28 protein-coding genes are annotated in these 24,538 nt (G+C 28.0%); 5 read left to right on the top strand and 23 right to left on the bottom strand.

The window, feature by feature from the left end:
• Nucleotides 1–66: 66 nt before the first annotated feature.
• From HBE96_RS17235 to HBE96_RS17195, 9 genes are all read right to left on the bottom strand, one after another.
• A complete protein-coding gene (locus HBE96_RS17235) occupies nucleotides 67–816 on the bottom strand; it encodes a hypothetical protein (RefSeq protein WP_169298950.1) in 750 nt (249 codons plus the stop codon).
• Between the two features lie 72 nt (nucleotides 817–888).
• On the bottom strand, nucleotides 889–1,281 hold the full coding sequence (locus tag HBE96_RS17230) for a hypothetical protein (protein WP_169298949.1): 393 nt from the start codon (nucleotides 1,279–1,281) through the stop codon (nucleotides 889–891).
• Between the two features lie 24 nt (nucleotides 1,282–1,305).
• Nucleotides 1,306–1,695 (bottom strand): hypothetical protein, encoded by a 390-nt coding sequence (locus HBE96_RS17225; protein ID WP_169298948.1) that lies wholly within the window; start codon nucleotides 1,693–1,695, stop codon nucleotides 1,306–1,308.
• A 438-nt stretch (nucleotides 1,696–2,133) separates the two neighbouring features.
• A complete protein-coding gene (locus tag HBE96_RS17220) occupies nucleotides 2,134–2,286 on the bottom strand; it encodes a hypothetical protein (RefSeq protein ID WP_169298947.1) in 153 nt (50 codons plus the stop codon).
• A 188-nt stretch (nucleotides 2,287–2,474) separates the two neighbouring features.
• The gene (locus tag HBE96_RS17215) at nucleotides 2,475–2,654 is read right to left on the bottom strand and encodes a hypothetical protein (RefSeq protein WP_169298946.1); all 180 of its coding nucleotides are present in this window, start codon (nucleotides 2,652–2,654) and stop codon (nucleotides 2,475–2,477) included.
• Nucleotides 2,655–2,747: 93 nt separating this feature from the next.
• Nucleotides 2,748–2,972, bottom strand: coding sequence for a hypothetical protein (locus HBE96_RS17210; protein ID WP_169298945.1), 225 nt, complete (start codon nucleotides 2,970–2,972; stop codon nucleotides 2,748–2,750).
• Between the two features lie 121 nt (nucleotides 2,973–3,093).
• Entirely contained in the window at nucleotides 3,094–3,279 is a 186-nt protein-coding gene (locus HBE96_RS17205; protein ID WP_206154975.1) for a hypothetical protein, read from the bottom strand.
• Nucleotides 3,280–3,414: 135 nt separating this feature from the next.
• Complete coding sequence (locus tag HBE96_RS17200; protein ID WP_169298944.1) at nucleotides 3,415–4,527, bottom strand: ankyrin repeat domain-containing protein; 1,113 nt, start codon at nucleotides 4,525–4,527, stop codon at nucleotides 3,415–3,417.
• A 26-nt stretch (nucleotides 4,528–4,553) separates the two neighbouring features.
• On the bottom strand, nucleotides 4,554–5,168 hold the full coding sequence (locus HBE96_RS17195; protein WP_169298943.1) for a hypothetical protein: 615 nt from the start codon (nucleotides 5,166–5,168) through the stop codon (nucleotides 4,554–4,556).
• Nucleotides 5,169–6,089: 921 nt separating this feature from the next.
• Between HBE96_RS17195 and HBE96_RS17190 the strand changes: the two genes are divergently transcribed.
• The gene (locus HBE96_RS17190; protein WP_169298942.1) at nucleotides 6,090–6,314 is read left to right on the top strand and encodes an XRE family transcriptional regulator; all 225 of its coding nucleotides are present in this window, start codon (nucleotides 6,090–6,092) and stop codon (nucleotides 6,312–6,314) included.
• Between the two features lie 470 nt (nucleotides 6,315–6,784).
• Here the strand turns inward: HBE96_RS17190 and HBE96_RS17185 are convergent, their stop codons facing one another.
• The 8 genes from HBE96_RS17185 to HBE96_RS17150 all read right to left on the bottom strand — a co-directional run bounded on the left by HBE96_RS17185 (nucleotide 6,785) and on the right by HBE96_RS17150 (nucleotide 14,011).
• Complete coding sequence (locus tag HBE96_RS17185) at nucleotides 6,785–6,967, bottom strand: Bax inhibitor-1 family protein (RefSeq protein ID WP_281064359.1); 183 nt, start codon at nucleotides 6,965–6,967, stop codon at nucleotides 6,785–6,787.
• Between the two features lie 4 nt (nucleotides 6,968–6,971).
• Nucleotides 6,972–7,166 carry a hypothetical protein gene (locus HBE96_RS17180; protein ID WP_169298940.1) on the bottom strand — a complete coding sequence of 65 codons (195 nt, stop codon included), beginning with the start codon at nucleotides 7,164–7,166 and terminating at the stop codon, nucleotides 6,972–6,974.
• A 95-nt stretch (nucleotides 7,167–7,261) separates the two neighbouring features.
• On the bottom strand, nucleotides 7,262–7,477 hold the full coding sequence (locus HBE96_RS17175; protein WP_169298939.1) for a hypothetical protein: 216 nt from the start codon (nucleotides 7,475–7,477) through the stop codon (nucleotides 7,262–7,264).
• Nucleotides 7,478–7,660: 183 nt separating this feature from the next.
• Nucleotides 7,661–10,567: a TOTE conflict system archaeo-eukaryotic primase domain-containing protein gene (locus tag HBE96_RS17170; RefSeq protein WP_169298938.1), complete on the bottom strand. Its 2,907-nt coding sequence runs from the start codon at nucleotides 10,565–10,567 to the stop codon at nucleotides 7,661–7,663.
• A 43-nt stretch (nucleotides 10,568–10,610) separates the two neighbouring features.
• A complete protein-coding gene (locus HBE96_RS17165) occupies nucleotides 10,611–10,799 on the bottom strand; it encodes a hypothetical protein (protein ID WP_169298937.1) in 189 nt (62 codons plus the stop codon).
• A gap of 196 nt (nucleotides 10,800–10,995) precedes the next feature.
• Nucleotides 10,996–11,730 carry a Fic family protein gene (locus tag HBE96_RS17160; RefSeq protein WP_169298936.1) on the bottom strand — a complete coding sequence of 245 codons (735 nt, stop codon included), beginning with the start codon at nucleotides 11,728–11,730 and terminating at the stop codon, nucleotides 10,996–10,998.
• Nucleotides 11,731–12,285: 555 nt separating this feature from the next.
• Nucleotides 12,286–13,407, bottom strand: a complete 1,122-nt coding sequence (locus HBE96_RS17155; RefSeq protein ID WP_169298935.1) for an RNA-guided endonuclease InsQ/TnpB family protein — start codon at nucleotides 13,405–13,407, stop codon at nucleotides 12,286–12,288.
• Entirely contained in the window at nucleotides 13,385–14,011 is a 627-nt protein-coding gene (locus tag HBE96_RS17150) for an IS607 family transposase (RefSeq protein WP_169298934.1), read from the bottom strand. Before HBE96_RS17150 ends, HBE96_RS17155 begins: the two co-directional genes overlap by 23 nt.
• A 256-nt stretch (nucleotides 14,012–14,267) precedes the next feature.
• Between HBE96_RS17150 and HBE96_RS17145 the strand changes: the two genes are divergently transcribed.
• Nucleotides 14,268–15,134, top strand: coding sequence for an IS110 family transposase (locus HBE96_RS17145; protein ID WP_243186980.1), 867 nt, complete (start codon nucleotides 14,268–14,270; stop codon nucleotides 15,132–15,134).
• Between the two features lie 487 nt (nucleotides 15,135–15,621).
• Here HBE96_RS17145 and HBE96_RS17140 read toward each other — a convergent pair whose 3' ends face one another.
• The 6 genes from HBE96_RS17140 to HBE96_RS17115 all read right to left on the bottom strand — a co-directional run bounded on the left by HBE96_RS17140 (nucleotide 15,622) and on the right by HBE96_RS17115 (nucleotide 20,753).
• Nucleotides 15,622–15,774 (bottom strand): aspartyl-phosphate phosphatase Spo0E family protein, encoded by a 153-nt coding sequence (locus HBE96_RS17140; RefSeq protein WP_206154974.1) that lies wholly within the window; start codon nucleotides 15,772–15,774, stop codon nucleotides 15,622–15,624.
• 445 nt (nucleotides 15,775–16,219) lie between these two features.
• Entirely contained in the window at nucleotides 16,220–16,834 is a 615-nt protein-coding gene (locus HBE96_RS17135) for a VanZ family protein (protein WP_169298933.1), read from the bottom strand.
• 96 nt (nucleotides 16,835–16,930) lie between these two features.
• Nucleotides 16,931–17,701 carry a GNAT family N-acetyltransferase gene (locus HBE96_RS17130; protein ID WP_169298932.1) on the bottom strand — a complete coding sequence of 257 codons (771 nt, stop codon included), beginning with the start codon at nucleotides 17,699–17,701 and terminating at the stop codon, nucleotides 16,931–16,933.
• A 280-nt stretch (nucleotides 17,702–17,981) separates the two neighbouring features.
• Entirely contained in the window at nucleotides 17,982–18,434 is a 453-nt protein-coding gene (def, locus tag HBE96_RS17125; protein WP_169298931.1) for a peptide deformylase, read from the bottom strand.
• Nucleotides 18,435–18,671 carry a helix-turn-helix transcriptional regulator gene (locus HBE96_RS17120; RefSeq protein WP_169298930.1) on the bottom strand — a complete coding sequence of 79 codons (237 nt, stop codon included), beginning with the start codon at nucleotides 18,669–18,671 and terminating at the stop codon, nucleotides 18,435–18,437.
• Nucleotides 18,672–19,133: 462 nt separating this feature from the next.
• A complete protein-coding gene (locus tag HBE96_RS17115; RefSeq protein ID WP_169298929.1) occupies nucleotides 19,134–20,753 on the bottom strand; it encodes a methyltransferase in 1,620 nt (539 codons plus the stop codon).
• Between the two features lie 303 nt (nucleotides 20,754–21,056).
• On the opposite strand from HBE96_RS17115, the gene HBE96_RS17110 reads away from it, so the two are divergent.
• The 3 genes from HBE96_RS17110 (at nucleotide 21,057) to HBE96_RS17100 (ending at nucleotide 24,425) form a co-directional block, all read left to right on the top strand.
• A complete protein-coding gene (locus HBE96_RS17110; protein WP_169298928.1) occupies nucleotides 21,057–21,845 on the top strand; it encodes a M48 family metallopeptidase in 789 nt (262 codons plus the stop codon).
• A gap of 407 nt (nucleotides 21,846–22,252) precedes the next feature.
• Nucleotides 22,253–23,674 (top strand): S1C family serine protease, encoded by a 1,422-nt coding sequence (locus HBE96_RS17105; RefSeq protein WP_243186979.1) that lies wholly within the window; start codon nucleotides 22,253–22,255, stop codon nucleotides 23,672–23,674.
• A 22-nt stretch (nucleotides 23,675–23,696) separates the two neighbouring features.
• The gene (locus HBE96_RS17100; protein ID WP_169298927.1) at nucleotides 23,697–24,425 is read left to right on the top strand and encodes a hypothetical protein; all 729 of its coding nucleotides are present in this window, start codon (nucleotides 23,697–23,699) and stop codon (nucleotides 24,423–24,425) included.
• Nucleotides 24,426–24,538: the final 113 nt, after the last annotated feature.

The following is a 24,538-nucleotide window of genomic DNA, read 5'->3' as shown; positions in this document are numbered from 1 at the left end:
TCTTAAATAATTTCAAGTCGTGAAAAACTTAATTTATGAGAAAAAGGCAGAGGAAATTTAATCCTGCTACCTTTTTAACTTTCTATAAAACTCTATTAAATGATATCCCATAGCTTTAGAAGCTTTTGCTTTTTCTTGAATTACGTCCATAACTTTCTGAATAATATCATTTCTTCTATTATAATAATAGTGTTGAGTAAATACTTCTGCTATAAATTCATATATATTCTTATTAGCATAAATAGATACATTTAGAATTACTTCATAATTCTTTAAATTTTCATATATTTCTTGAATTTTTTCATTTTTATTTAAATCATATTGATATGCTACAGCATGACCAAATTCATGTACAATATTTTCTCTATAATCCTCTAATGATGCCTGATTAAATATTATTTTCTGTTCTTTAGCATAGTATATAGCGCAATACCCCAAATCATAATATTTATTTCCATTTTGATCAAATTCTTTCGTTATTATTTTATTCCTATATTCAGATAACTCTCCTATGAGAAACTCTCTAGTCTTTATTTTTGAACTTTCATCACTACCATAAACATCTAATAAATCAACATCTTCGATAGCTTTATTTAGATTATTTATACAAACTTGATTAGTAATTTTATCATAGGAATAACAATCTCCAATTTCCTTAATCACAACGTCAGGATATAAATTATGCAAATCATGAAATATCAAAGTTATTTCTTTTATTATATTAAATCCCAACGATTCTTCCAACCAATAAGGTTCTATATATAAATTCTTATAGTACTTATTTATATCATCTATGCTACTAAGTTTATGTTCCATAATGCTAATCTCCCTTCTTTTGTAAAACATTCTACAAATCAAAGGTAATTCCTCTATTAGAGATTAAAAGTATTATATAGTAAGTATTACTTTTGCAAAATCCTCTGTTATAAATCCTTGTTTATTTAAGAATTCATCATAAGTTAAGTCAAATATATTGATGATACTTTTATTAATATCACACACAAAAAACTTATTACTAATCCCAAGAACTTTCTGCATTTCTTTAACTATCTTTTTAATATCTTCTTTAAAACCTTTATTTAAATATTCTCGTAATTCATTAGTTATTTCTTCGATATCTATGTCTTTATCATAAATATATTCCGAAGCTAAATCTGCCCCACAAGACATGCCATGTATACGTATTAATTCATAAATTAATCTTATTTGATATTTGTTAATTTCAACAGTTTGAGTAGCATCGAATATTTTACATTTTCTTTTAGCCAAGTTTCCAATCATTATTTCTTATCCTCCAACGCTATTCTACATTTCCCTATTTAAATCTATAACAATTATACTTTTATCACCCTTGTCCAAATTCACACCATATTTGCTAGTTCTAGTTATACCTCTTTGTCCAAATAATTTTTCTATTAATGGTCGTGAATTTATGTCAGCTCCATTAATATTACCATTCTTAGATTTTCTTATTAAAAAAGAAAAACTTGTTTCATTACTTTCTTCAATAAATTTTAATCCTATAGATTTTAAAGTTTTTGAATCATCATTCTTTACAACTTGAATGTATTTATACTCTTTAATATTTATTAACTTACAAGCATCAGTATTTAAAGAAATTCTATTATTTGTTATTGTTGCAAAAGCTTCACCTCTTCTTCTTCTGTTTCTAATATCAACCACTTCCCATCCCATCTTTATACCTCCATCTTTAGTAATATTTTTAACAGTTGCTTTATTGTGATAAAAACTGCTAAAAATCCACAATTATTTTATCATCACTTCTCTCATTTTGTCAATATATCAAAAAATAAACGTTTTTTATAATGATTTTATATTATTTTCATCTTTTAATTAACATTTTTATATTATTTTATTTTTAAATAATATAATATTACTCTTAACTTCATTTGATACAACTATATATTGAGTTTACTTTAAAAGGAATTGCGGTTAGTTTGATCAACTAGGTTTTTTAACCAAATAATAAGGAAAATTTGCGTACCCTTTTAAAATCTCCAAAGAGTGGGATTTCGGAAATATAATTTCTACTATCTTCCCTTTTAAAAGGATTCATAAATATTATTCACATCACTTTTTATATTATTATTTCTTATAATCAAATATCTTTATTCATTTTATATCATTTTTTAATGCTGCAATTTTTGCTCTTGTATACGTGCGTCCAGCTCCTAGTTTTATTTTATCAGCTATACTATCTCTAGTTGTTCCTTTTTCCGAACCCTGTGGAACTGTGTTTATAGGGTATCCTCCAAATAACATCATCTGTTTAGATTTTTCTTTTTCAATTTCTTCCCGTAATAAACCTTCTTGAACTTTTTGAGTTGCTGTTTTTTAGTTAATTTATATTATTATTATTTTAAACTATATTTCTTTATATAAATAAAAAAGAATAGGCACACTTTACCTATTCATTCAAAGTAATTTTTATAATTGATTTACCTCTGCGTTTGCTATAATTTTCTTACTATTAGATAAGTCTTTATTTTAATTATAACCCATGCTACTGTTATAACTAATATTGCTATTTGTATTGCCTTTAAATGTCTAAAATCTACAGTAGTTGACCATAAAACCATTGTTATGATATAAAATATGTCAGTTATTAGATTTAAATTTTTGTTGATTTTCATAATAGATCCACCTCTCCTATAACATACCTATTTACAAGAAATGCTTATATTTTAATTATAATCCAAATAATTATTAATACAAACATCTATATTTTATTGTTTCTCATCTAATTGTTTTATTAATTCTTCAGAACCATTTTCATATATGTATTTAGCTTGACGATATGTTTCTTTATTACCAAATCCAGATTCTTCAGCTACTTTTTTATTAGAATCAACTTTTGACAAAATCTTGTCAGAAGTTAAATCTAATCTTGTACCTTGATTTTCTTTAGCCTTAACTTTTTGAATTTCTTCTAATTGACTAGCCCATTGCATTCTTTCAGTATAAGTAAATTCTTTTCTATTTTCATTTTCGGATATAATGTTTTTTAGTTAATTTATATTATTATTGTTTATATCCTACAGTAGCTTTCAACGCTCCAGTTTCAACTAAAGATTATAATTCTGATATAAGTTCATTTAATTGTTTATAATTTCTAAGTTGTCTTTCATCCAGTCCTATTTGTTTAGCTAAATCAGATTGTGTTTTTTTAGCTTCGGAAATAATTTCCGAACCACTGTTTTGATTATTACCTTGTCTAATACCATAAATTCTTTCTAATTCTTTAATACATTTTGCCATTTTCATAGGATTGACATAACTTTATTGTTAGAAGAAAAATATTTCTTTAATATTTCTCATAATGAAAGACTAGAATTAATTTCCTAGTCTTACTGCTATAAAATTAGTATTATAGTCCAACAACTTCAGATCTGTTTATTCTTGTATAGATGTAACTACTCCGTTCTCCAAATAGATATACTTATTATTAGAATAAACCCATTGCTCACTTGTACCACTTGCAGTTGTTGTTTTATTAACATGTGATGGATTTCCCCAAGTGGATTTTCTTACTTCATCTGCTGTCATACCAATTCTAGGTTCTTTTTTATTACTTGTATTTACTGTTGTATTAGAATACTTACTACGTGCAGCAAATTCTATATTATACTCTCTTGCGATTTTTTCATCTGCACCATAAGAAACTAATAAATTAATTGTAGTACGATTATCACCTAGCTGACTGCTTGAAATAATTATTGCTGTATCTCCATTATCATCTTTTATATTTGTATTCGCACCTTTATCGAGTAATAATTTTAATGAATCTAAATTTGAAGAATCTTTGTTTAATGCCATCCACATTAATGCAGTTCTACCATAAGCTCCTTTAACATTTACATTTATATTTTTACCTTCAGTCAAAAGTAATTTTAACACTTCAGGTTTTTCACAGGCTACAAACAAGGCAGTGTTACCCTCATGTGCATATGTTGATACATTCATATCTTGAACCCATGTTACACCTTGTCTTTTAATATTTACATCAGCTCCCTTACTTAGTAATAATTTAATAATGCTTATGTCGGCTTGAGTACTCCAAGATGAAACAGCTTTATCTACTGCAAGAATTAAAGGTGTTTCATTACTATTATTTCTCACATTTACATCTGCACCTCTATCAATTAATTTATGTATAGTCTGCAAATCGGATTTTTTTACAGAATTAATTAACTTAGTATTTCCATTTGCATCTCGTCTATCGATATTAGTATAATACTTTATTGTTGCTACTGATATTACTATTAATATTATAATTGCAACAAACAAAATAACTTTATTCTTTTTACTTTTAAAAAACATAGCTTTTTTTACTCTATTAATAAAATTTGTTTTCTTTTCTCCTACATTTTCATTTAATTTTTTATCGTTCTGTATAATATTTTTATTAATTTTAACCTCTTTTTGCTCATTTAAAATTTTAGCACCACAGGAGTTACAAAATAAACTTTCTTCTGGATTCTCTTTACCACAGTTTTGACAAATCATAATATATCCCTCACAATATAATATTTTTAATCTATCTTATATTTATTTTTTAATAAATCACATACACTTTTTTCAAATACCATTTTTTTAACTTCATCTTCACAATCTATATCAATTATAGTACCTTTATCATCTTCTACTATATTTAAAATACTTTCTTTAGGAATATTTATCTTATCATATCCCTTGGGATTTTTATCTAATAAATATATAGTTTCATCTTTGTACCAAATATAAAAGAAATTCAATTCATTAGTATTAGGATATAGCCCTAAAAATCTTACTATTTTCTTTTGGGCTGGTAAATTATTTTCTTTACAATACATTTTAAAAATAGTACCTTCAAAAACTTTTTTATTAACAAAATAGATTAAATAGAAAATAGCTATAATACTTAAACATATTAGTATCTCACTATTTTCATCTCTATTAGTATTAATAAAAGTCATAGCCAAAATAATCCAAACAAATATAAAAAAGAATGATATTTTTAATAATTTTTTACCTATATTATTCTTTTCTTCATTACTTGTAGATGTAAATATAGCTCCAATTATCATTCCGATAACAGGTAATGATCCAGCTATAATATATAACATTATTTTTGTATCATTATCTGTAGTGTTTTTATTCTTTGTCATATAAATCCCCCCTAAAAAATATTTTACCTCTTCTTACAATTTATGTACATACACACATTAAATTCCCTATTAGATTTACGTTTGCTTCTTCTATCTACTTTTATACAACACTTACATTATCTGGTTTGTTATCATCTTATTTAATAGTTATATTAGCTTAATACTAGCTTCTTTTTAATTAACTATCTAAGAACTTACTATTAAAACAATATTTTTGATTAAAAACTTGACTTTTGGTTTTAGGTAAATATGCTTTGGGGAGGTTAAGCAATTGACGCAGTTTCCCCTATGAAAAGGGGAAAAAGAAAGAATCATAGTAATTTATGCTCTGTTTTCGGCTGAAGTTTCTTATAGCACTGTTATTGTATTCCACACTTTAATATGTTAAAAACTGCCCTAACATACTTATCAACATTTTATCAACACATTGTCCACAATTAACTGTTAACAATTACATAGAATCCTGTACTTTAGTACCAGTTTACCTACCTGTATAATTTAGCATAGACGGCCATACACACCCGACTGACTGGCAAGCAACATAATAACAGTAATATCACTTGTCAGAATTGATTTTATGCATCGGCTCAATCTCACCTACTCTATTTATTTAAAGATACTAGAGTGCTTAAATATCAAACCCATTTTTGACAATAGGAAACTAAGCCCTTGAACCTACTATTTTTTTTGAGTATAATAAGCTTAGAGTTTAATTAGACTTTATTTAATTTTTTGCATGATTTTATAAGGTTTAATAATTAACTTATAGTCACCTACGCCAATAGGTGGCTTTATTTTTATAAGTATAAATATCTTGTATAGTTATAAAATATCACTCTTAAAGTTATGTGTCAATAGGAGTATTGAATTATTACTCCTATAGTGATATTATTATTCTATAGAATATTGGAGGTTTTAGAAATGCATATAATTAAATTCAAAATTAAAGAATTAATTGATAAATATATGCTAAGTCAGCGAAAGGTTGCAATTGAATGTAACATAAGACCATCAACATTGAAAATGTATGTAGATAATTCTATTCAGAGGATTAATAAAGAAGACTTGCAAAATCTATATAATTTTTTTCATAAGCTTGATGACAGAATTATTGTTAGTGATATAGTTGAATTTATTGAAGAATAGTATTTTTATTGACATTAAACAACTTTAATTATAAAATTGAAATAATGAAGCAATCCGTTGTACCGAGATTTTAAAATCTAGCTTAAAACTAGTTATACCAATGGTTGTGGTGGAATTGGCAGACGCAACGGACTCAAAATCCGTCGAGGTCACACTCGTGCGGGTTCAAGTCCCGCCTTCGGCACCATTTGATATCAAGGGTTAAAGGCTCTTTGGATAAATAATCCAAAGAGCCTTTTTTAATTAATTTTTCTCTATTTTGTTTCAACACTTCACTAACTGTATTAGTTATATCATCAATAGACATGTTCTTATCTAAAAATATTTGAGTAGATTTTACATAACCCTTCTAATATTCAAAATGATGCCTTTTAGGAATATGTTTCATACCACTCTTATCTAGCATAAACTCTTTATTATCAAAAATCCATTATATCTTGCTAAGTAAATTATTTTATTTACCTTCCAGACTAATCACCATCCTTAATTACTTCTCTTACCAATTCTAATATATTTAATAATAAATTTATAAAATCTAAATATAAACCCATTACTTCCATTGGAATATCTTCATCGCTATATATCTTTTCTAAAGCCATGTTCATGTCCACAACGATATAAATAGAAAAGATCACTATCCCTGCTATGGTCAAAATGTCATAGTAACTTTGCTTTTCTCATAAACAATATAGCTATAAATGCAACTACTATAAATAACATTGAAGCAAATGCTAATGCTGGAGGAATAAAGAATATACCAGTCAACATTCCCAATATCGTAAACAGAATACATATACATGTTTTATTCAGTAACTTATTATACACATCTCTTCTATACATATTTAATTCCATAATAAAACCTCCTCTTATATTATCTACTACCTTATAAATAATAGAATTACAAATTTAACTAAGTTTTCTAACTTAGTTAATGATTAGGTTAAACCTTAAAAACTAAGCGCCTTTAAGCTATCATACCTAATATTATTTGTTCTCTTTTGCCACCTTATAGCTATTTCATGCTTATTTATTTCATATAAAATTCCTTCATTTTCATCTCTATCTGGAATTTTAAGCAGTTCATCAGCCTTTTTAGCATCTATAAATTCTATTTCAACTAAACGTAAAACAACTGTTTTATATGGTACAACAAAGACATCCATAAGCTTTATAATATCTAAAATATCTAATTTGCTTCTATGAATTTTTAAAAGTTCTATCTGCTTTTTAGAGAATTAGTTGGAACTAGTAGCAGTGCTGCAAAAAAAGATTTGCCTTTTCTTCAATATTATTTCCTAAGTCTGTGCCCTTAACTAAATGACTATAATACTTATTTATCTTTTATTTTATTCAAAAGTCCCTAATAACTCATTTGCAATATTTATGCTTTCTAACCTCATGATACTTTCCTCAGCTCGCCCAAAACTTAATAAATTAATACTTCCATACCACACAATCTTTTTATCAATTATTGCAAATTTCTGATGTATATTCGTTTTAAAAATTATATTTACTTCTAATCCTCTTATAATTTCATGCATTTCTTTTAATGCTTCTTTGTCACTTTCTTTAAAGTCTGTCTCTGGACGAGTGACAACCTTAACCTTACTACCGTTTTTTATTGCCATCATCAAAAGTTTTAACATTTGCAAAAGCCTTCTTTTGCTTATGAAAGGACTAACTATAATAATCTCATGTTTTGCAGAGAAAATATCATTACTAAATACAGTTAAAAAATTATTATTGTTATAGATTGAATTTATTGTTTCAAAGGGTTTACTTTCACTTTTAGCAGAATATCCTATTGAAGCATACCCCTTTAATCTTTTCTCATACATTCTTTCTAATACATTAACATGAATATCAACATAATCATAAATTTGAACTTCATTTTTATTTTCATATATTCTATGAAGCCTTCCAGCATATTGTTGTAGTGTTCCTTTCCATGATATAGGCATTGTAAGAAAAAGTGTATCTAGTCTTGGTTCATCAAAACCTTCTCCAACAAATTTACCTGTAGCTACTATCACCACATTACTTTCTTTGGGTATACTTAAAAGTTTCTCTATTTCAGCTTTTTTATCTTTTGATGACATTCTCCCAGTAAGTATAATAACGTTAGGAACTTTTTCTCTTAAAGCATCAGCAAGAGTTTCAACATGCGAAGTCCTTTCTGTTAAAACTATTGGATTTCGTCCTTCTTTTACACAGCTTATGACATCATTGACAATTAATTCGTTTCTAATTTGACTTGTACTTATTTCGGAATATATCTCTGCTATTGACCATTCTTTTTCATCCTGACAAATAGGCTTTCTAAAAGAAGTGAATCTTGGGATAACATAATGTTCAAAAGGTCGTTTTTCAGCTTGCTTACGTGCATCTACTTTATATCTAATTGGACCACATTGCATAAATATTATAGGATGATGACCATCCTTTCTTATTGGAGTCGCCGTTAATCCATAAACATATTTAGCTGCTACATTTTTTAAGATTTGTTCAAAATTAAATGCTGAAACATGATGGCACTCATCCACTAAGACCATTCCATAATCTTTAACCAATTCTTTAACTTCACCTTTTCTTACTAATGATTGCATAATAGCAATATCAATAATACCATTCAAACTATTTTTACCTGCTCCTATCTGTCCTATGATACTAGATTTCTTTTTTCGTCCTCTTTTAATAATATTTTCAGTCTCTAAAACTTCATTTATTACTAAAAATTGACCTAATCTTTCTTTCCATTGATCTAATAATTGCTGTGTATGTACAATTATTAGGGTATTTACCCTTTTTTCAGCTATTAACTTAGCTCCAATAACAGTTTTACCAAAACCAGTGGTTGCAGATAATACTCCATTATCATGTTCTAACATAACAGCTGCAGCTGCTGCCTGTTCTTCTCTAAGTTCTCCATTAAACGTAACTGAAATTGTTTTACCACTATATCTTTCATCATCACACTTAAAGTTAACTTTATTTTTATTAAATAGATTATAAAGTTCAAGTTCTGTACCTCTTGGAATACATAAATATTCTGATGTTTCCTCTGATAAAGAAATAACTCTTGGTTTATCAAAGGTTGGTAGTCTCATAGCCTGAGCTTTGTAAAATTCTGGATTTTTAAATGCTGCCATTCTTTTAATAGAGTTTAGAGTTTTACTTGAAAATCCCTTTTTGTTTATAAAAATCATATTAGCTTTTATGATATGAACATCAGTTGGAAAATCTGCATTACCTAATTTATAGCTTTTTCTAATTCTTTTCCATGGTTTATTTTCTTCCTCTACATCTTCCTTTAAATCTCCTAATTCATCACCAGAGCAAAATTCAGAAATATAAAACTTAATCTCATCTCTTGTGAGCTTACCAACAGAACTTAAAAAATCCCATTGATCTTTATAAGGTTCTAGTTTTTTATCTATAAAAACACTATTTTTGTTTCTTCTAGCATTTCGCTGCATTGGCAAAACTATAAGATTTCCAAACCCTCCTTTTGGCATAGTGTCCTGATTCGGAAATAATCTATCATAAGATTCAAATTTGATTTCATGTCTTTTTGTCATTGCATAGGTAAGAAGCCCCGTTCCAAATTTCCTAGCAGATACAGCACTTATGCTTTCTTTGAAAAAGAACCATATGTGTGCTCCAGCACCAGACCTTGACCTTTCAATTGCAAAAGGTATTTTCTTTTCTTCACATACTTCTCTTAAAATATTTATATCTTTTTCCCATCCATCATCATCAAAATCAATAGCAAGAAAATGACATGTATCATCTTTAAGTATTGGATAAATTCCTAAAACTTCTATACCTCTTAAATGCTTATTAATTGCACTAATATCTAATACTCCATATCTTCTATTTTTGCAATCCGAGCACTTTATTTTAGGTTTATAACAAATTCCTTTCATCCATTCATGCATACATACAGGAGAATAACCAGATTTACCTTTTTTATTTTGCCAACGCTTAGCATATACATCTTCTCTTCCTTTGAATAATGACATAAACAACTTTATTTTATCTTCTGGCGAACTGTTATTATTTATTTGTATACACTCACTTTGAAGAATCTCTGCAACATCGTCACTCTCATTTAATGTTATCTCCTCATTATCCATACATTCTTCAGAAGTCTCTATTCCAAAACGTTTTCTTAAATCCTCTATTTCTATTTTTAAAACTTTATTTTCCTCTAGCAACTTTATATATTCATTATAAAGTTCATAATACTCCATTTTTTACTCCTTGATCCTCTATTTTTATTAAAAACTATATGTTTTAAAATGGTAAATCGTCAAATGACTCTTCGATTAATTCAGTTTTTTCAACCAAGCCATCCCTTATAGCTTCTCCCCATGTAATTCCAAATGGTACTCCATTAGAAGTATATCCAGCTATATAATAAAAATATTCATCACTTTCCAAATCATAGTCCTCGTACACAGCATTATAATTGTTTCTTGACATTTGCTTATCTATCCTTTCTATTCACTTGTGTTTAAATATTCATTTTATTAAAATAGCCTGTATTCTTTTTTCAAGAGTACAGGCCGTTTACAACTTATTATAGTAATCCATCAACACGAAAATACAACTTTCATTTAAGTGTTGTTAATTAGTATAATTTTTATCTACAATTTCACTTACTTTAGAATAAATTCTTCTATCCCAGTATATATAAATATTTATCTAAGCTTCTATTTACAGCTTCAGCTATAATATTAATAAAATCTTCAAGATCATTTTCAACACTAGCCTTTTCGAGAGCGCTCATATATTCATTTCTATCTTCCATTCTTATAACAGTGATTGGATATCCATTTCTCATAAGAATTAAATTCATAAGCAGCCTTCCACATCTTCCATTGCCATCTGTAAAAGGATGTATAAACGTAAACTTATGATGAAATTCAGCTGCAAGTATTACTGGATGTAGCTTATTTTTATTTTCATCATACCACTTAATTAAATCCTCCATTTCTTGTGGAACTAAGAAATGTTCTGGTGGTTTGTGATTGCTGCCGCTTGTAAGAACATTAACGCTTCTATATCTTCCTGCATTTTCGTTATTTATGCTTTTTAGAATAATATAATTAAAATCTTTTATAACATTCTGATTAATATCTATATTTCTATTTACTATATCTTCAATATAATCAATAGCCTCTTTATGATTGATAACTTCAAGATGTTCCTTGAGGGTTTTTCCTTTTCCAATAGTAATACCATCTTCAAGAATAACTTTTGTTTCTGTAATTGTAAGTGTATTTCCTTCAATAGCATTTGAATTATATGTAAGTTCTACATCAAAGTATTGCTTTAAATTTTTAACAGCAGCTTCATTAAATGGCCTATTATTATCAAGTATTTTTTTCTTTCTATCTATTTCTTTAATCATATAATCACCTTTTATAAATTAGAATTTTATATATAAATTTCAATAAATATTTTTTCTTAAAGATACTTAAATAAACCCAATTTACCATTCTCTACAAAATTCTAGTGTATATAAATATCTTTAACTACATTATACCGCATAAGACTATATTAATAATAAAAATAAAACTTTTGAGATTCTAGAATTGTTAATAAATCTTACTCCTATTTTCCCCCAATTTTACAGACAGTGTCTGTAAAATGTTAAAATAAAACTTTCTCTGATAAGACTCATTTACTTTTTATCATTCACAGTTATATATTTCAATCAAATATATATAACCCATATTAAGATTTTGCCTATATTTAGAAATTATATACTCTATGATATATTTTCACTAATAAAATTTAATTTACCTTTAACCGTTGCCAAAACCTTATAAAACTCTATAGTTTTGTTTAATTCCCTGTTCAACGTGTCCCATTTTGCTAAAAGCTACTTTGGTTTGATATAACACTCCGAGGGCGTAAATTCGGTTACAACGCAACCTACACATTAGTAGTATCTTTTAAGTGATTATCCTACTAATTTATATCGTGAAAGATTGATACTTGCTTGAAAATCTCTATCTATAACATTGCCACATTCACATTTGTAAACCCTATCTGAAAGCTTTAAATCTTTCTTGATATTGCCACAACATGAACATAATTTTGATGAAGGAAACCATTTATCTGCTTCAACAAACTCAATTCCATAGAAGGTGCATTTATATTGAATTTGCCTTTTAAATTCATATAAACACTGTTTTGCTATAGCTTTTGATAAGTGTTTGTTTTTCATCATGCCTTTAATATTAAGAGTTTCCATAACAATTCTACAAGGCTTGGTTTTCACGATTGTAGCTGTTGTTTGATGAATATAATTATTCCTTATATTCTTTAGTTTTCTATGAAGTAACCCTATTTCTTTTTCAAGTTTTATAATATTACTTGTTTTGACGAACTTATCTCCTTTCTTATTTTTTAGGTATTTGCTAGATACCCTACGCTGTAATCTGCGTAGCTTTTTTTCAAGCTGTTTTATAACTCTTGTTTTGTTGATATTTTTAAAAATCATTCCATTTGAGCATATAGCTAAATCCTTCACTCCAACGTCAATCCCTATGCTCTCATTTGTCAATCCTTCTATAGCTTGTTCTTTCTCTATACCTACTGCTAAAAACCAATACTTTCCGTCAAAACTTACTCTCGGATTTGTATATTTCCAGTTCAGAGGTATTGAATTTTTCTTTACAGTTACCCAGCCTACTTTTTCAATCAATACTGCATTATCTTTAACTTTCAACTTTAAGTTATCATTGTAAAATGATGGTTTGCTTTTTCTTCTACTCTTAAAACGTGGTTTATCTGCTAATCCTTTAAAGAACTTCTTGTAAGCGTCACAGGCATCTTTAACAGCTTGTTTTGCCACATTATTAGATACTTTGTTAAGCCATTTAAACTCTTCTGTTTTCTTTAATATAGTCAATTCTTTTCTCAAATTACCATCGGATATAAACTTTCCACCATTTTTATAGTTTTCTTCTTGTCTTGCTAAAGTCCAATTATATATAAACCTTGCAGTTCCAACTGATTGCCATAATTTTTGTTCCTGCTCTTTAGTTGGGAATATTCTAACCTTCTTCCCCAGTATCATTCTCCAACAACTCCTTAATCATCTTTTTAGCTTTATTAGCTCTCTTACCTTGAAGTCTGCAACTAAAAACTGTAACAATCTGAATTAAATCCTCAACTAATTCTTGTTCTTCTGTCTTTTCAGTATTGTCTATAATTTCAATAGTAGTTCCATACTTATTGCATAGATTTTCAATTAATTCAAATCCAAATCCCAATAATCTATCTTTATATAGAACAACTATCTTTTCAACTTCTGAATTAGTTATCATATCTATTAATTGATTTAATCCTTTTTTATTGTAGTTAATTCCACTTCCTATGTCAGTAATAATATCAAATTGATAACCTTTGACAATCATATATGTTTTAACATTTTCTATTTGTCTTTCAAGGTCATCTTTTTGTTTATGGGAACTAACTCTACAATATCCGATTACTTTTTTAGTTTTGGTTTCAATACCTTTAATCCCTAAAAAATGATTAAGTTGTTCTTGAGAATAATATCTATATCCTGTTGGAGCAACATGATGGGGTTTTAATATATCTTTTTTATCCCATTCTCTTAATGTTTGAGAATTTTTACCTATAAGTTTTGCAAAATCTCCAATAGAATAGTATTTCATAAAATCACCTTGTATAATGAACTCATAGTAAATTCATTATACATTTCCTTTCTTAAAAATAATTTACTATAATAACATAAGACGCTGTGGATTAGTTTTTTCACCTATAGCTAGACTATTTTAATTGAGGATATAACCACAGCTTTATGCTTATTTGTTAATTAGTTAGATAACGCATGACGTTTTATATAGAGCAAGGATACATTTAGTATAAAGTGGGTGGAACATAGCGGACTAAACTATAAGGAGTGTTCTTATGATTTATATTGGAATCGATGTAGCTAAGGAGAAACATGATTGCTGTATCGTTGATTCAGATGGTGTTATTATTAATGATTCTTTACGTATATCCAATTCTCGTGAAGGCTTTGAATTACTTTATTCTTCAATTCTTTCTATTCTGCCTAGCAAGGATATTTCTAACGTAAAAATAGGACTTGAATCAACAGGTCATTATAGCACTAATCTCCAAAACTTTTTGTATGCTAAAGGTTTCAGCCTCTCAATTCTCAACCCTTTAGCTACAAATCTTTTCCGTAAGGCTCAAACCCTTAGGAAAACCAAGACCGATAAAACGGATGCATTAGTTATTGCTAAAATGCTTTTTTCTGATGATACAAAATCCTATTCACCAGTATCATATCAGATTCAAGAGCTAAAGTCACTAACTAGACATAGATATCGTTTAATCAGTTATAGAGGAAAATTAAAAATATCAATAACAAGACTAATAGATATTATTTTCCCTGAATTACCTAAACACGTTTGGTCAATTCATCAAAGTTCCTCTTATTGCCTCCTATCGGAGTTACCTAGTCCGAAGGACGTGGCTAATTGCCATCTAACTAAGCTTACTCATATTTTAAGTAAAGCTTCAAGAGGCAAATACGGGAAAGATAAAGCTGTCGCTTTAAAAGAAGTCGCTAGCTATTCCATTGGAACTAGTACAAGATCTTTATCTTTTGAATTACAACAAACCATTAGGTTAGTTCAATCAGTTCAAGCTGAGATTGATGCTTTAGACCTTCAAATAAAAGAAGTTGTTACTGAGATTAACTCTCCAATAATGTACAATAAGCTTTCCCTGTACTTCCACTTACTCTATTATCATACCAACTTATAAAATCATTTACCTTAGTCATAGGTACTATATATGATTTTACATTTCCATTAGTCATAGTTACAGTTAATATTGCATTACCTGTATTATCTGTTGGTTGTGTAGGATTTGCTGGTGTTGTGCCTTTGGGCGTTACATTCACAGTACATGAATCACTTAAATTAGTTCCATCAATTTATTTATCAATGATAATCGTGTTACAAAATACTTCATGAATGAACTAATAATCATTTTTTTGTAAATTTTATAGTGTTTAACTTTTATTTCCTTTAAACTCCTGTTTTCCCATACACATACTTTACTCTTATTGTCTTATAGCTCCCTTATTTTCGTAATAACTATGATTTTTCATAAGTTCCATTACATGAAAAATGAGAAGTGTTCTTACCCCTCCCATGTTTCTTTCTATTATTTTCTTTTAGATTTTTATGTGTATCTGGTTAGTTAGTTTGTACTATTTTTTCTACTTTCACACCTCTCCTCTTCCTTCTTATTCTTTATTTTGTTTCAGCACTTCACAATATGTATTTAGTGCTGAATCTAGCATTTTACTAGCAGTCACTACTTCTGAATCTAATAAATTCTTTTTCTCATTAATTAATTCATTTAATTTTTCTCTAAGTTCTTCAATAATCTTTTCCATTTGTTCTATATTGCAAATTTTAACCCCCTCCTATAAATGGAATATAATTAAAAATTTAAAATACTGCAATATTAAAATGGAGGGAATAAAAGTGTACAATTTTAAATATTTTGTAAATAAAAAAGCACTCAGATTTCTCCAAGTACCTTTCGCCACAATAATTTAATGTGTCCTTACATTACATGTATTTGTATTATATCATACTGTTGGATAAGGGATATATTATAATTACGACAAAAGACAAGTTTCTAATACAATCGGAATTTCTTTAATCATTTAAAATCCATAAGGCACATTCAATAAAATAACTAGTCAAAGATGTTAGTCTATTTTGTATCAGACAAGGAAGCAGGTTCCGCTGATAGTTGTTCTATCAAAGGGTTCTGCTGACGCAGTATGATGCAAAATAGGCTAACATACTGACTAGTTATTTTATTGAATGTGCCTAAAGTAATTTTGCAAATCCAAATTCATTAAATAAAAGAAAACGTCCCATAAACATTACAAATATATATATGATGGGTTCCCATTTACAACAATGGCATAATTCAGGTTCACTTTTTATTACATAAACAAACATTTTATATATACCATATCCAATGAGTCCACCTATAGTATTCAATATTAAATCATCAATATCAGTACTTCTATTGTTTAATAATTGGGTGACTTCTATAAACATTGAAAATGAAAATCCTGATACAAGAATATAGAGCACTTTATCGTACTTTTTCCATAAAGAAGGAAGTAGAATACCAAAAGGAATAAAAAGTAATATGTTTTGTAAATATACCACTATATCAATTTCATTAGAAAATGGTATAAAGTTTAGCTTTTGCGTTATTTCAAAGCGATAATAAAGTATATCATATAAAGTTCCTGTTCCTGTAAAATGAAATACAGAAATTATATAAATTGCAAAAGCAATAGCCATTCCATAATGAATTCTTGATGTTAATATACCCTTATGTTTATTCATATCATTGAATATCAAGAAAGTCACAATAAAAGTAACAAACGCTGTGAAAAATTCATATCTAATAAAAAGCAAGTTATCCATAGAATTTACCTCCAAATTACTATTTATATCATTTAATTCTAAATTCAAATTTGTAATTTAACACCACAAACAAACTACGTAAAATTCTTGTATAACTTAATAGTCCACAATTTCATATGCCACATACTCTTTATCAAAATGATATCCAAGTTTTTCAGCTAAATCCCTCGATCCCTTGTTTTGTGCATCCCAACTTGGATATAAACCTTTGTCCAAACACTCCAGAATCAATTTAGCTCCACAAGCTAATGCCAGACCTTTTCTTCGATAATCCTTTCTGGTATCAATTTCTATCTCTATCCCTCCGTTGTACACAGTATAGGAAGATGCCCCTGAAACAACAATTCCATCTTCTAGTACCACAGCTCCAATACCTCGTTTTCTGTAATCCTCATAATCATTAAATTGTGAGCATAAATCCTGTGACCACGGATTGCTAATAACCTGATTAAAAATATCTTTATCTATCATCTGAATATTAAATGGTTTCTTTATATCTTCTACCACTTTTTTTAATTTCACAATATCAAATACATTCCGTTCTTTCTTAATGGCATAACGATATACCTTTGTTGCACTTTCTTTATATATTTGCTCAATAAGCTTATTCCACTCATTATTTTGTGAAATCATAATTATAAAATTTGATTTACAATCATCCGGCTTATTACACACAAGCTCTTTATTAGCCTCACCTGCAAAGAAACAAAAGTCACCTATCACTATTTGAGCTGATTTAGGATTAGTAATATTATCTGCATATGCTCTTCCCATACAGCCCTGCATACATGACCAAATTAATGTCTCCTGCCAGCCTTCAAATAATTTTTCTAAACATTTTGTATCGGTAATCTCATAAACACTCATATTGATTTTCTCCATTATAATTTTTCACTACTAAAGAAATATACACAGCTGATTGAATCATTATTCCCCCATATTATATTAAAATCAGCACGCTAATTAACTAACAAATATAATTACACATCTCTTAGTAAATTATAACATATTTATAAATATCAAACTTTACTGCAATAAAAATAAAATGTACCTATTTTAAATTCTCAATAGATACACTTTATCTTTACTATTATTTACACTTTCACTAAGCACTTGTATTTTTCCTTAAATTCTGTCACGGACAGTATTAACCTATGTATTCAGTCACTAAATCAGTAAAAAGAATTCCTTCTAAATGATCTATCTCGTGACAGAAACATTTTGCTAAATCTCCTGTGCCTGTTAATATAATTTCCTCACCATTTTCATTTAGCGCTTTTACTGTTACCTTTGCTGGTCTTTTTAACTTTCCCCAAGTATTTGGAATACTTAAGCAACCTTCTACAACATCCTGACTTCCTTCCTGTTCAATTATCTGTGGATTAACTAATTTTATAAGTCCTTGGCCCATATCTATTACAACTAATCTCTTTAATATACCAACCTGTGGCCCTGCTAGACCTGCACCATTTTTTGAATTATACATAGTATCTGCCATATCATTTAATATCTGTCTTATTTTATCATCTACTACTTCAACTACCCTACTCTTTTTTCTTAATATTTCATCATCATTGGTTCTAATTTGTCTTAATGCCATTTAAATTACACCTCTACTTTTATCTGCTCTTGATTTTCTTTCACTTTCTTCAAATAAAAAAACTTCCTCTATAGGACGCTTAAATACTTTACAAATATCATAAGCCAGCCATATAGATGGTTCATACTTTTCTGATTCAATGTTATTAATTGCCTGTCTTGATACTCCTACAAGTTCCCCTAATTGTTCCTGAGTTAACTTAAAAAATTCACGAAATTCTTTTATTCTATTTTTCATTAATAACCACCCCTGTAATGTTAACCTTACATTACAACTATAACAATAGTTTCCTTTAACGTCAAGTTAACCTTACATTCTTTATATTGCAAATATTTATTCTTAACAGCTTTAACTATATCCTATTGCTTTAAGCAAATAAGCTCTAATATAAAGTTAATAAAAATATCACAATTAAAGAACTTTGGGTTACTTTTCCCGAAACTGAAAAATAGGAATTTGCTATAAATCAGTACCACCTGTAAAACGCAACATCATAGACTTAAGAATTTTTAATTTATGATGTTTAGTATAACCAGAGGTATTCGTTACACAAAAAAATCCTTGTCTAATTAATTAGACGAGGATTTAATAGTTAATGCATAATTTATCCTACTACTATTGGAACATCTTAACGCCAACTTTATAGATGATTATATTGCTAAGCATCCAATGATTAAGGATCAGACAGTTATAATTTAATTATAGCACTCTTATTACAAACACATGAGGAATCAATCCACCACTTTCAATCTTTATGATATCAATAATCTTAAGATACTTATTATCTATTAAACTTTCCTTAAGTAAATTTTTTTCTACTGTATAAAGAAATACCATTCCTCCTGGTCTTACAATACTCGGAATCCTATTTATAAATTCACCATATAATCTGGTATTAAAGCTACTAACTCCTGACTTACTTTCAAAAGGCATATTTGATATCATCTCATCAAAACGATCTCTTGAGTAGAATTCTAATATATCTTCACATTTTAATTCTATATTCACATTAGCTAAATAAGAATTTACTTCTGCATATGCAATACCTGTGTTAAATATATCAACCCCTGTTAAACTTTTAAAATCTTTTAATTTAGCTCTTTCAATTAACATAGTGCCCGCACCACAAAACGGGTCTATAACCTTAGCATTAGGTTTTAACCATTTTTCTATATTTTTCATTACAATAGCTGCAGTTACAGGATTTATAGACGCAGCTAGAGCTTTTTCTCTATAATCAAATCTATTATCTTTTAATGTATATAGCTTAATGAACGCACTACATAAATTGTTTTTCTCAATTATTCTAATCTCAATTTCATAAGAGGAAGGACTATTTTTTAAATTTCCACCTGAAATTTCATCTAGTTCTCTAGATAAGTTCTTTACAAACTCCGACCTTTCCCTGCTATGATCTGTAGTTTTAAATTCAACTCTGTACCAAAATGGAGTACTGCCATCTCCTGCATGACACTGATTTAAAAAGCTTATAATATTTGTTTTTATAATTTTATCCGCTACTACCTTATAATTAAGTTCCAAATTACTACAAGATTCTAAAGGAAAAAGAAGTTCATAAAAAGTTCTACACTCATAGACTTTTTTTAAATCCTTTTCTTCGATATATATGCCTTCGGTCACAGTTGTGCCTTTAATTGATTTTTCTTTAAGATCCATTAAAGTAATTTGAAAATGATCATTCATAGTTGTTAATATCATAGGTACAGGATTTTTAAAGCCTGTAAATTTATGAGGCTTTGGAGGAGACAGCTTAGCTATAGCCCTTGTAATTGCACGCTTTTCCTCATTTATATGCTTCTCATCCTTTGCAGCCAAGCTTTTGTCTTTTGAAGCTTTTTCTTTAATTATTAATTCTTCAAATATTGACTTAAGCTTTTCTGCATCCGAAGCTCCACCACAATTTCCTATTGCTAATATATATGAGGATTTTACAAATAGCTGTTCTTCTGAACTGTATGCACTATATAAATCCTCTAAATATTTAGGATCACCTATTTCACCGATAATACCACATACATTCTTTCTAACTTTAGGATCTGAATGTTTAAGAAAATTAGCAAGTTTTTGTTTAGAATGTCCTACAGCTCTTTTAAATATGCCTCTAGGTTTTTCTTTTTTTATAATATCTCTTATAACAGAAAGTACTGCTCTTGGATTATCCTGATTTAAAGCCTCTGACCACAACATTGGCATTGCATTATTATAGTTCCTGGAAAGTTTATCTATTACTTTAGCTCTCTTACTATCATCAGAAGTTTTTAGATCTTCTATTAAATTTGTGTAATTTATATCTTTCATTTAATTCTCCTCTTGCGTTCCAATCTAATAGCCTTAATTATACCCCATATTGTAAAACACTTGCAATGTTGCATTTAAGTTTAATATTTTTATTAATGTGATTAAACTTTTCATAATATAAATATTGAAATCCAATTACATATTTGTTATAATGTACCGTATTATATTGCTTATATAAGAACTTTGTAAATTTATTAAAAATATCATCCATATACAATTTTAAACAGCTGTTAAATCTTTAAAATTTATAAATTGATTAAGTTTTTAAGCAAAATATATTCTAATATTCTTAGGAGGTTTTTAATGAATTCTTTAATTAATAAAAAGGAAAGACTATACTTCACACTATGTTGCATATTTAGTGCACTTATATACTTATTTATCATAATGGCTCTTATTGCAGGTGAAGAAGATAGTACACTAGAATATTCACCAACTTCTGTTTTTGTAGTTTATTTAATAATAGGACTACTAATAGTTTTATTTACAAGAGGTATTTTTATTGGATCACTTAAGGGTAATTCCATAAAAGTTTCTCAAACACAATTTCCTGAGTTATATAATACAGCTATTGATTTTTGCAAAAAAATGTCCATGCCTCTTCCTGAAATTTATATAATGCAGTCAGGCGGAATTATTAATTCTTTTGTAACAAAATTTTTAGGAAGAAACTTTGCTGTTATTTATTCAGATGTGCTTGAATTAGCCTATGAAGATGGACAAAATGCTGTTAATTTTGTTGTTGCTCATGAATTAGCTCATATAAAAAGAGGTCACTTAAAATGGCGTTGGATAATTTGGCCTTCATTAATTTTTCCTTTATTAAGAAAGGCTTACTCACGTGCTTGTGAGTATACCGCAGATAGCTTTGCGGCCCACCTGCAACCTGATGGAGCCGTAAATGGACTATTATTCTTAGCAGCTGGCAAAAAACTATATAAAAGAGTAAATGTAGAACAATTTGAAAGACAAGCTTTTGAACAAACTGGTTTTTGGGTTTGGTTATCTGAAAGACATTCAAGTCATCCAAACTTAACTAAAAGAGTTAGTGCTATAAAAAACTGTAATTCAAATAACAACTCTACTTATTAACAAGCTATAAGATATTTATAATAAATTTTTTGATTGAATTACTAAATCATGATGCCATTAAAATTGGTGTTATGCTTTAGACTATGCTGCAAAATCATATTTTATAAATATGATTCATTCTATTCTCAAATTAAAGAGTGCAAACATTGTTTATCATATTAAAACCATGAGTGCACTCTTCATTACTCTATATTTCAAAACTGAAATTTGAAAAATTATAGACCTTGTAACCAGGGCACAATGCCCCATTTTTCAAATCTAACAAATCATCCATTGTTATCTTTTCATTAGCCATCACACAGGCAATGTTATCAAATCAAAACTTAAATCTTAACTATAATAATATTAATTTTTTTACTTGAAAAACATAATATCTTTCTGTATAATCATTATTAGTACAATTTACAATGGATATAGTTACCTTTAAAAACTATTTCTGTACGTATTTTAAAATAATAGAAAAAGGAGATTACTATGTTAAAAAAAAAGCAATAAATATTTTGATATGTTTATTGATAATATCAATTTTATCAGGATGTTCAGGTAAAATAAGTAATAATAGTCCAAATGCATCTAGTTCTTCAACAGATAATAAAATTGCCTTAATGTCATCTAAAATAGACGATGAAAGTAAAAGCTCTAATTATGATACAGAAAAGAAAAAGGTAAAAGAGTTTCTGGATAATTATTTTAAAAAATATTATGAGTGGGGCTTTAATAATGCACCTACAAGTACATTACAAGAATTATATGTAAAAGATGCTATGCCGGCAGACATAATATCATTTGAATATATGGTTGGTAAGTATAAAGGTAACGTAAAAGATTATGATTTTGATATAGCAAAAGTTAATACTCAAGACGGAAAAATAACTTCATTACTTGCTAAAGTTAATATGAATATTAATCTAACCTTACCAAATACTACTCAAAACAAAGACCTTAAATTCTTATATGCAATGGAACTTATACCATATAAAGATACTTATCAGGTAAAGAGTTTTTACCTTGATACAAAAGACAATATAAAAAAGCAGCAGCAACAAATTGAAGAAAAGCAAAATGGATATAATGACAATACTAAGGCAAAGGATACAGTAACTGATTTTACCCCTAAGGATTCAAGTAAAATCTATGGTAATGCTGGGTCTAGCACTGAAAAAACACTTGAGGAAATAATACAAGAAAATGATCCAAAAACAGTTGCTTTATTAGTACCAAATGGTGATAACAAATATGCTATAGGCAGTGGCTTTTTTATAGCTCCTGGTATAATTGCAACAAATTATCATGTAATAAATGGTGGCTGCAATGCATTAATTAGAACAAATGATGCGAAAATTTATGAAGTAGAAGGCATTATTGCCGCTAATAAAACAGTAGATATAGCTATTATTAAGTTAAAGCAAAAAGTAGGACAACCTGTTCAACTTGGAGATGTATCAAAACTTAAAAAAGGCGAAAAAGCTACTGCAATAGGTAGTCCTAAGGGATTGTTTAATACTGTATCTACAGGAATAATATCAAACTTTTGGAATGATGGAAAAGCAAAACAAATACAAATATCAATTCCAATAACTCATGGTAATTCTGGTGGACCTTTATTTAATTCCAAAGGTGAGGTTGTAGGATTGACTACTTCAGGAATAGAGGCAGAAGGAGAATTGAATTTTGCAGTTTCAATTGAACACATTTATGATATAACAGATAAATTAAATAAAACTGATTTTAATAATATATCATCTAAAAAAATATCAGATATATTTAATAAAAAGCCTATGTCCAATTTAAAATCTTTTGGTTCAAAGTTTGGAACTTGGGCTGAATAAAATAAAAAGGAGAATGATTATAATGAAAAAATTTCTTTCAATAATTATGACTGTTTTTATACTAGCAACACTTTCTGGCTGTAAAAAACAAGCAAAAGTAGCTAATCAGGACCAAACTAAACAAACACAAGAGGATAAAAGTAAAGATAGTACATCAGAAAATAGTAAACTGCCAGGTAAAATAAATGGCATTGATGTAGATAAAATGTTAAAAGATACATTTCCTAATGATCCTGACTATGCTTATAAAGAAAAAGCAACTAAAGATTTTATTACTAAAGGTGAAGATATAAAGAAAATGCTAGGAGATAAATATAAGCAAACAGGAGATGACGAGAAAAACTTTAATAAACAAGGAAAAAAAGCTCAACTAGAATATAACTTTTATCCAAAAAATTATAAAGATAATTTAAATGAATATAGTTTCTCACTATATTTTAATGATGAAAAGAAATATAAAAAAATAGATTCACGTAATGAACTAAATGAAAGTATATCTCAAGAAAATGTTAAATTAGATGATACTACAAAAAACATATTAAAAAAATTCTCTAATAATATACCATATGAAGAAGTTGAAAAGAAAATGAATCAATGTATGGCTTTAGCAAAAGAGAAAAAAAATGATTTTATAGATGACCTAAAGGTTGATGACAAGAGTACCATTACATTTATGAAATATTATGATGAGAAAACTCAAACTGTAAAAATCACACTTCATTTTCAAACTGAAGAATATGGCTACAGATAAAAAGAGCTTAAATATAGTATAGAAAAAATTTATGTCCCTTGGGAAAATCTAAAATTTCCTAAGGGACATTTAATTTACAGACTTTTATCCCATTGCTGCCATTGCTAATACCC

The organism is Clostridium muellerianum, from assembly GCF_012926525.1.
Lineage (GTDB): Bacteria > Bacillota > Clostridia > Clostridiales > Clostridiaceae > Clostridium_AM > Clostridium_AM muellerianum.
The sequence above is the reverse complement of the archived record's forward strand: the minus strand, read 5'-3'. Positions and strand labels throughout refer to the sequence as shown.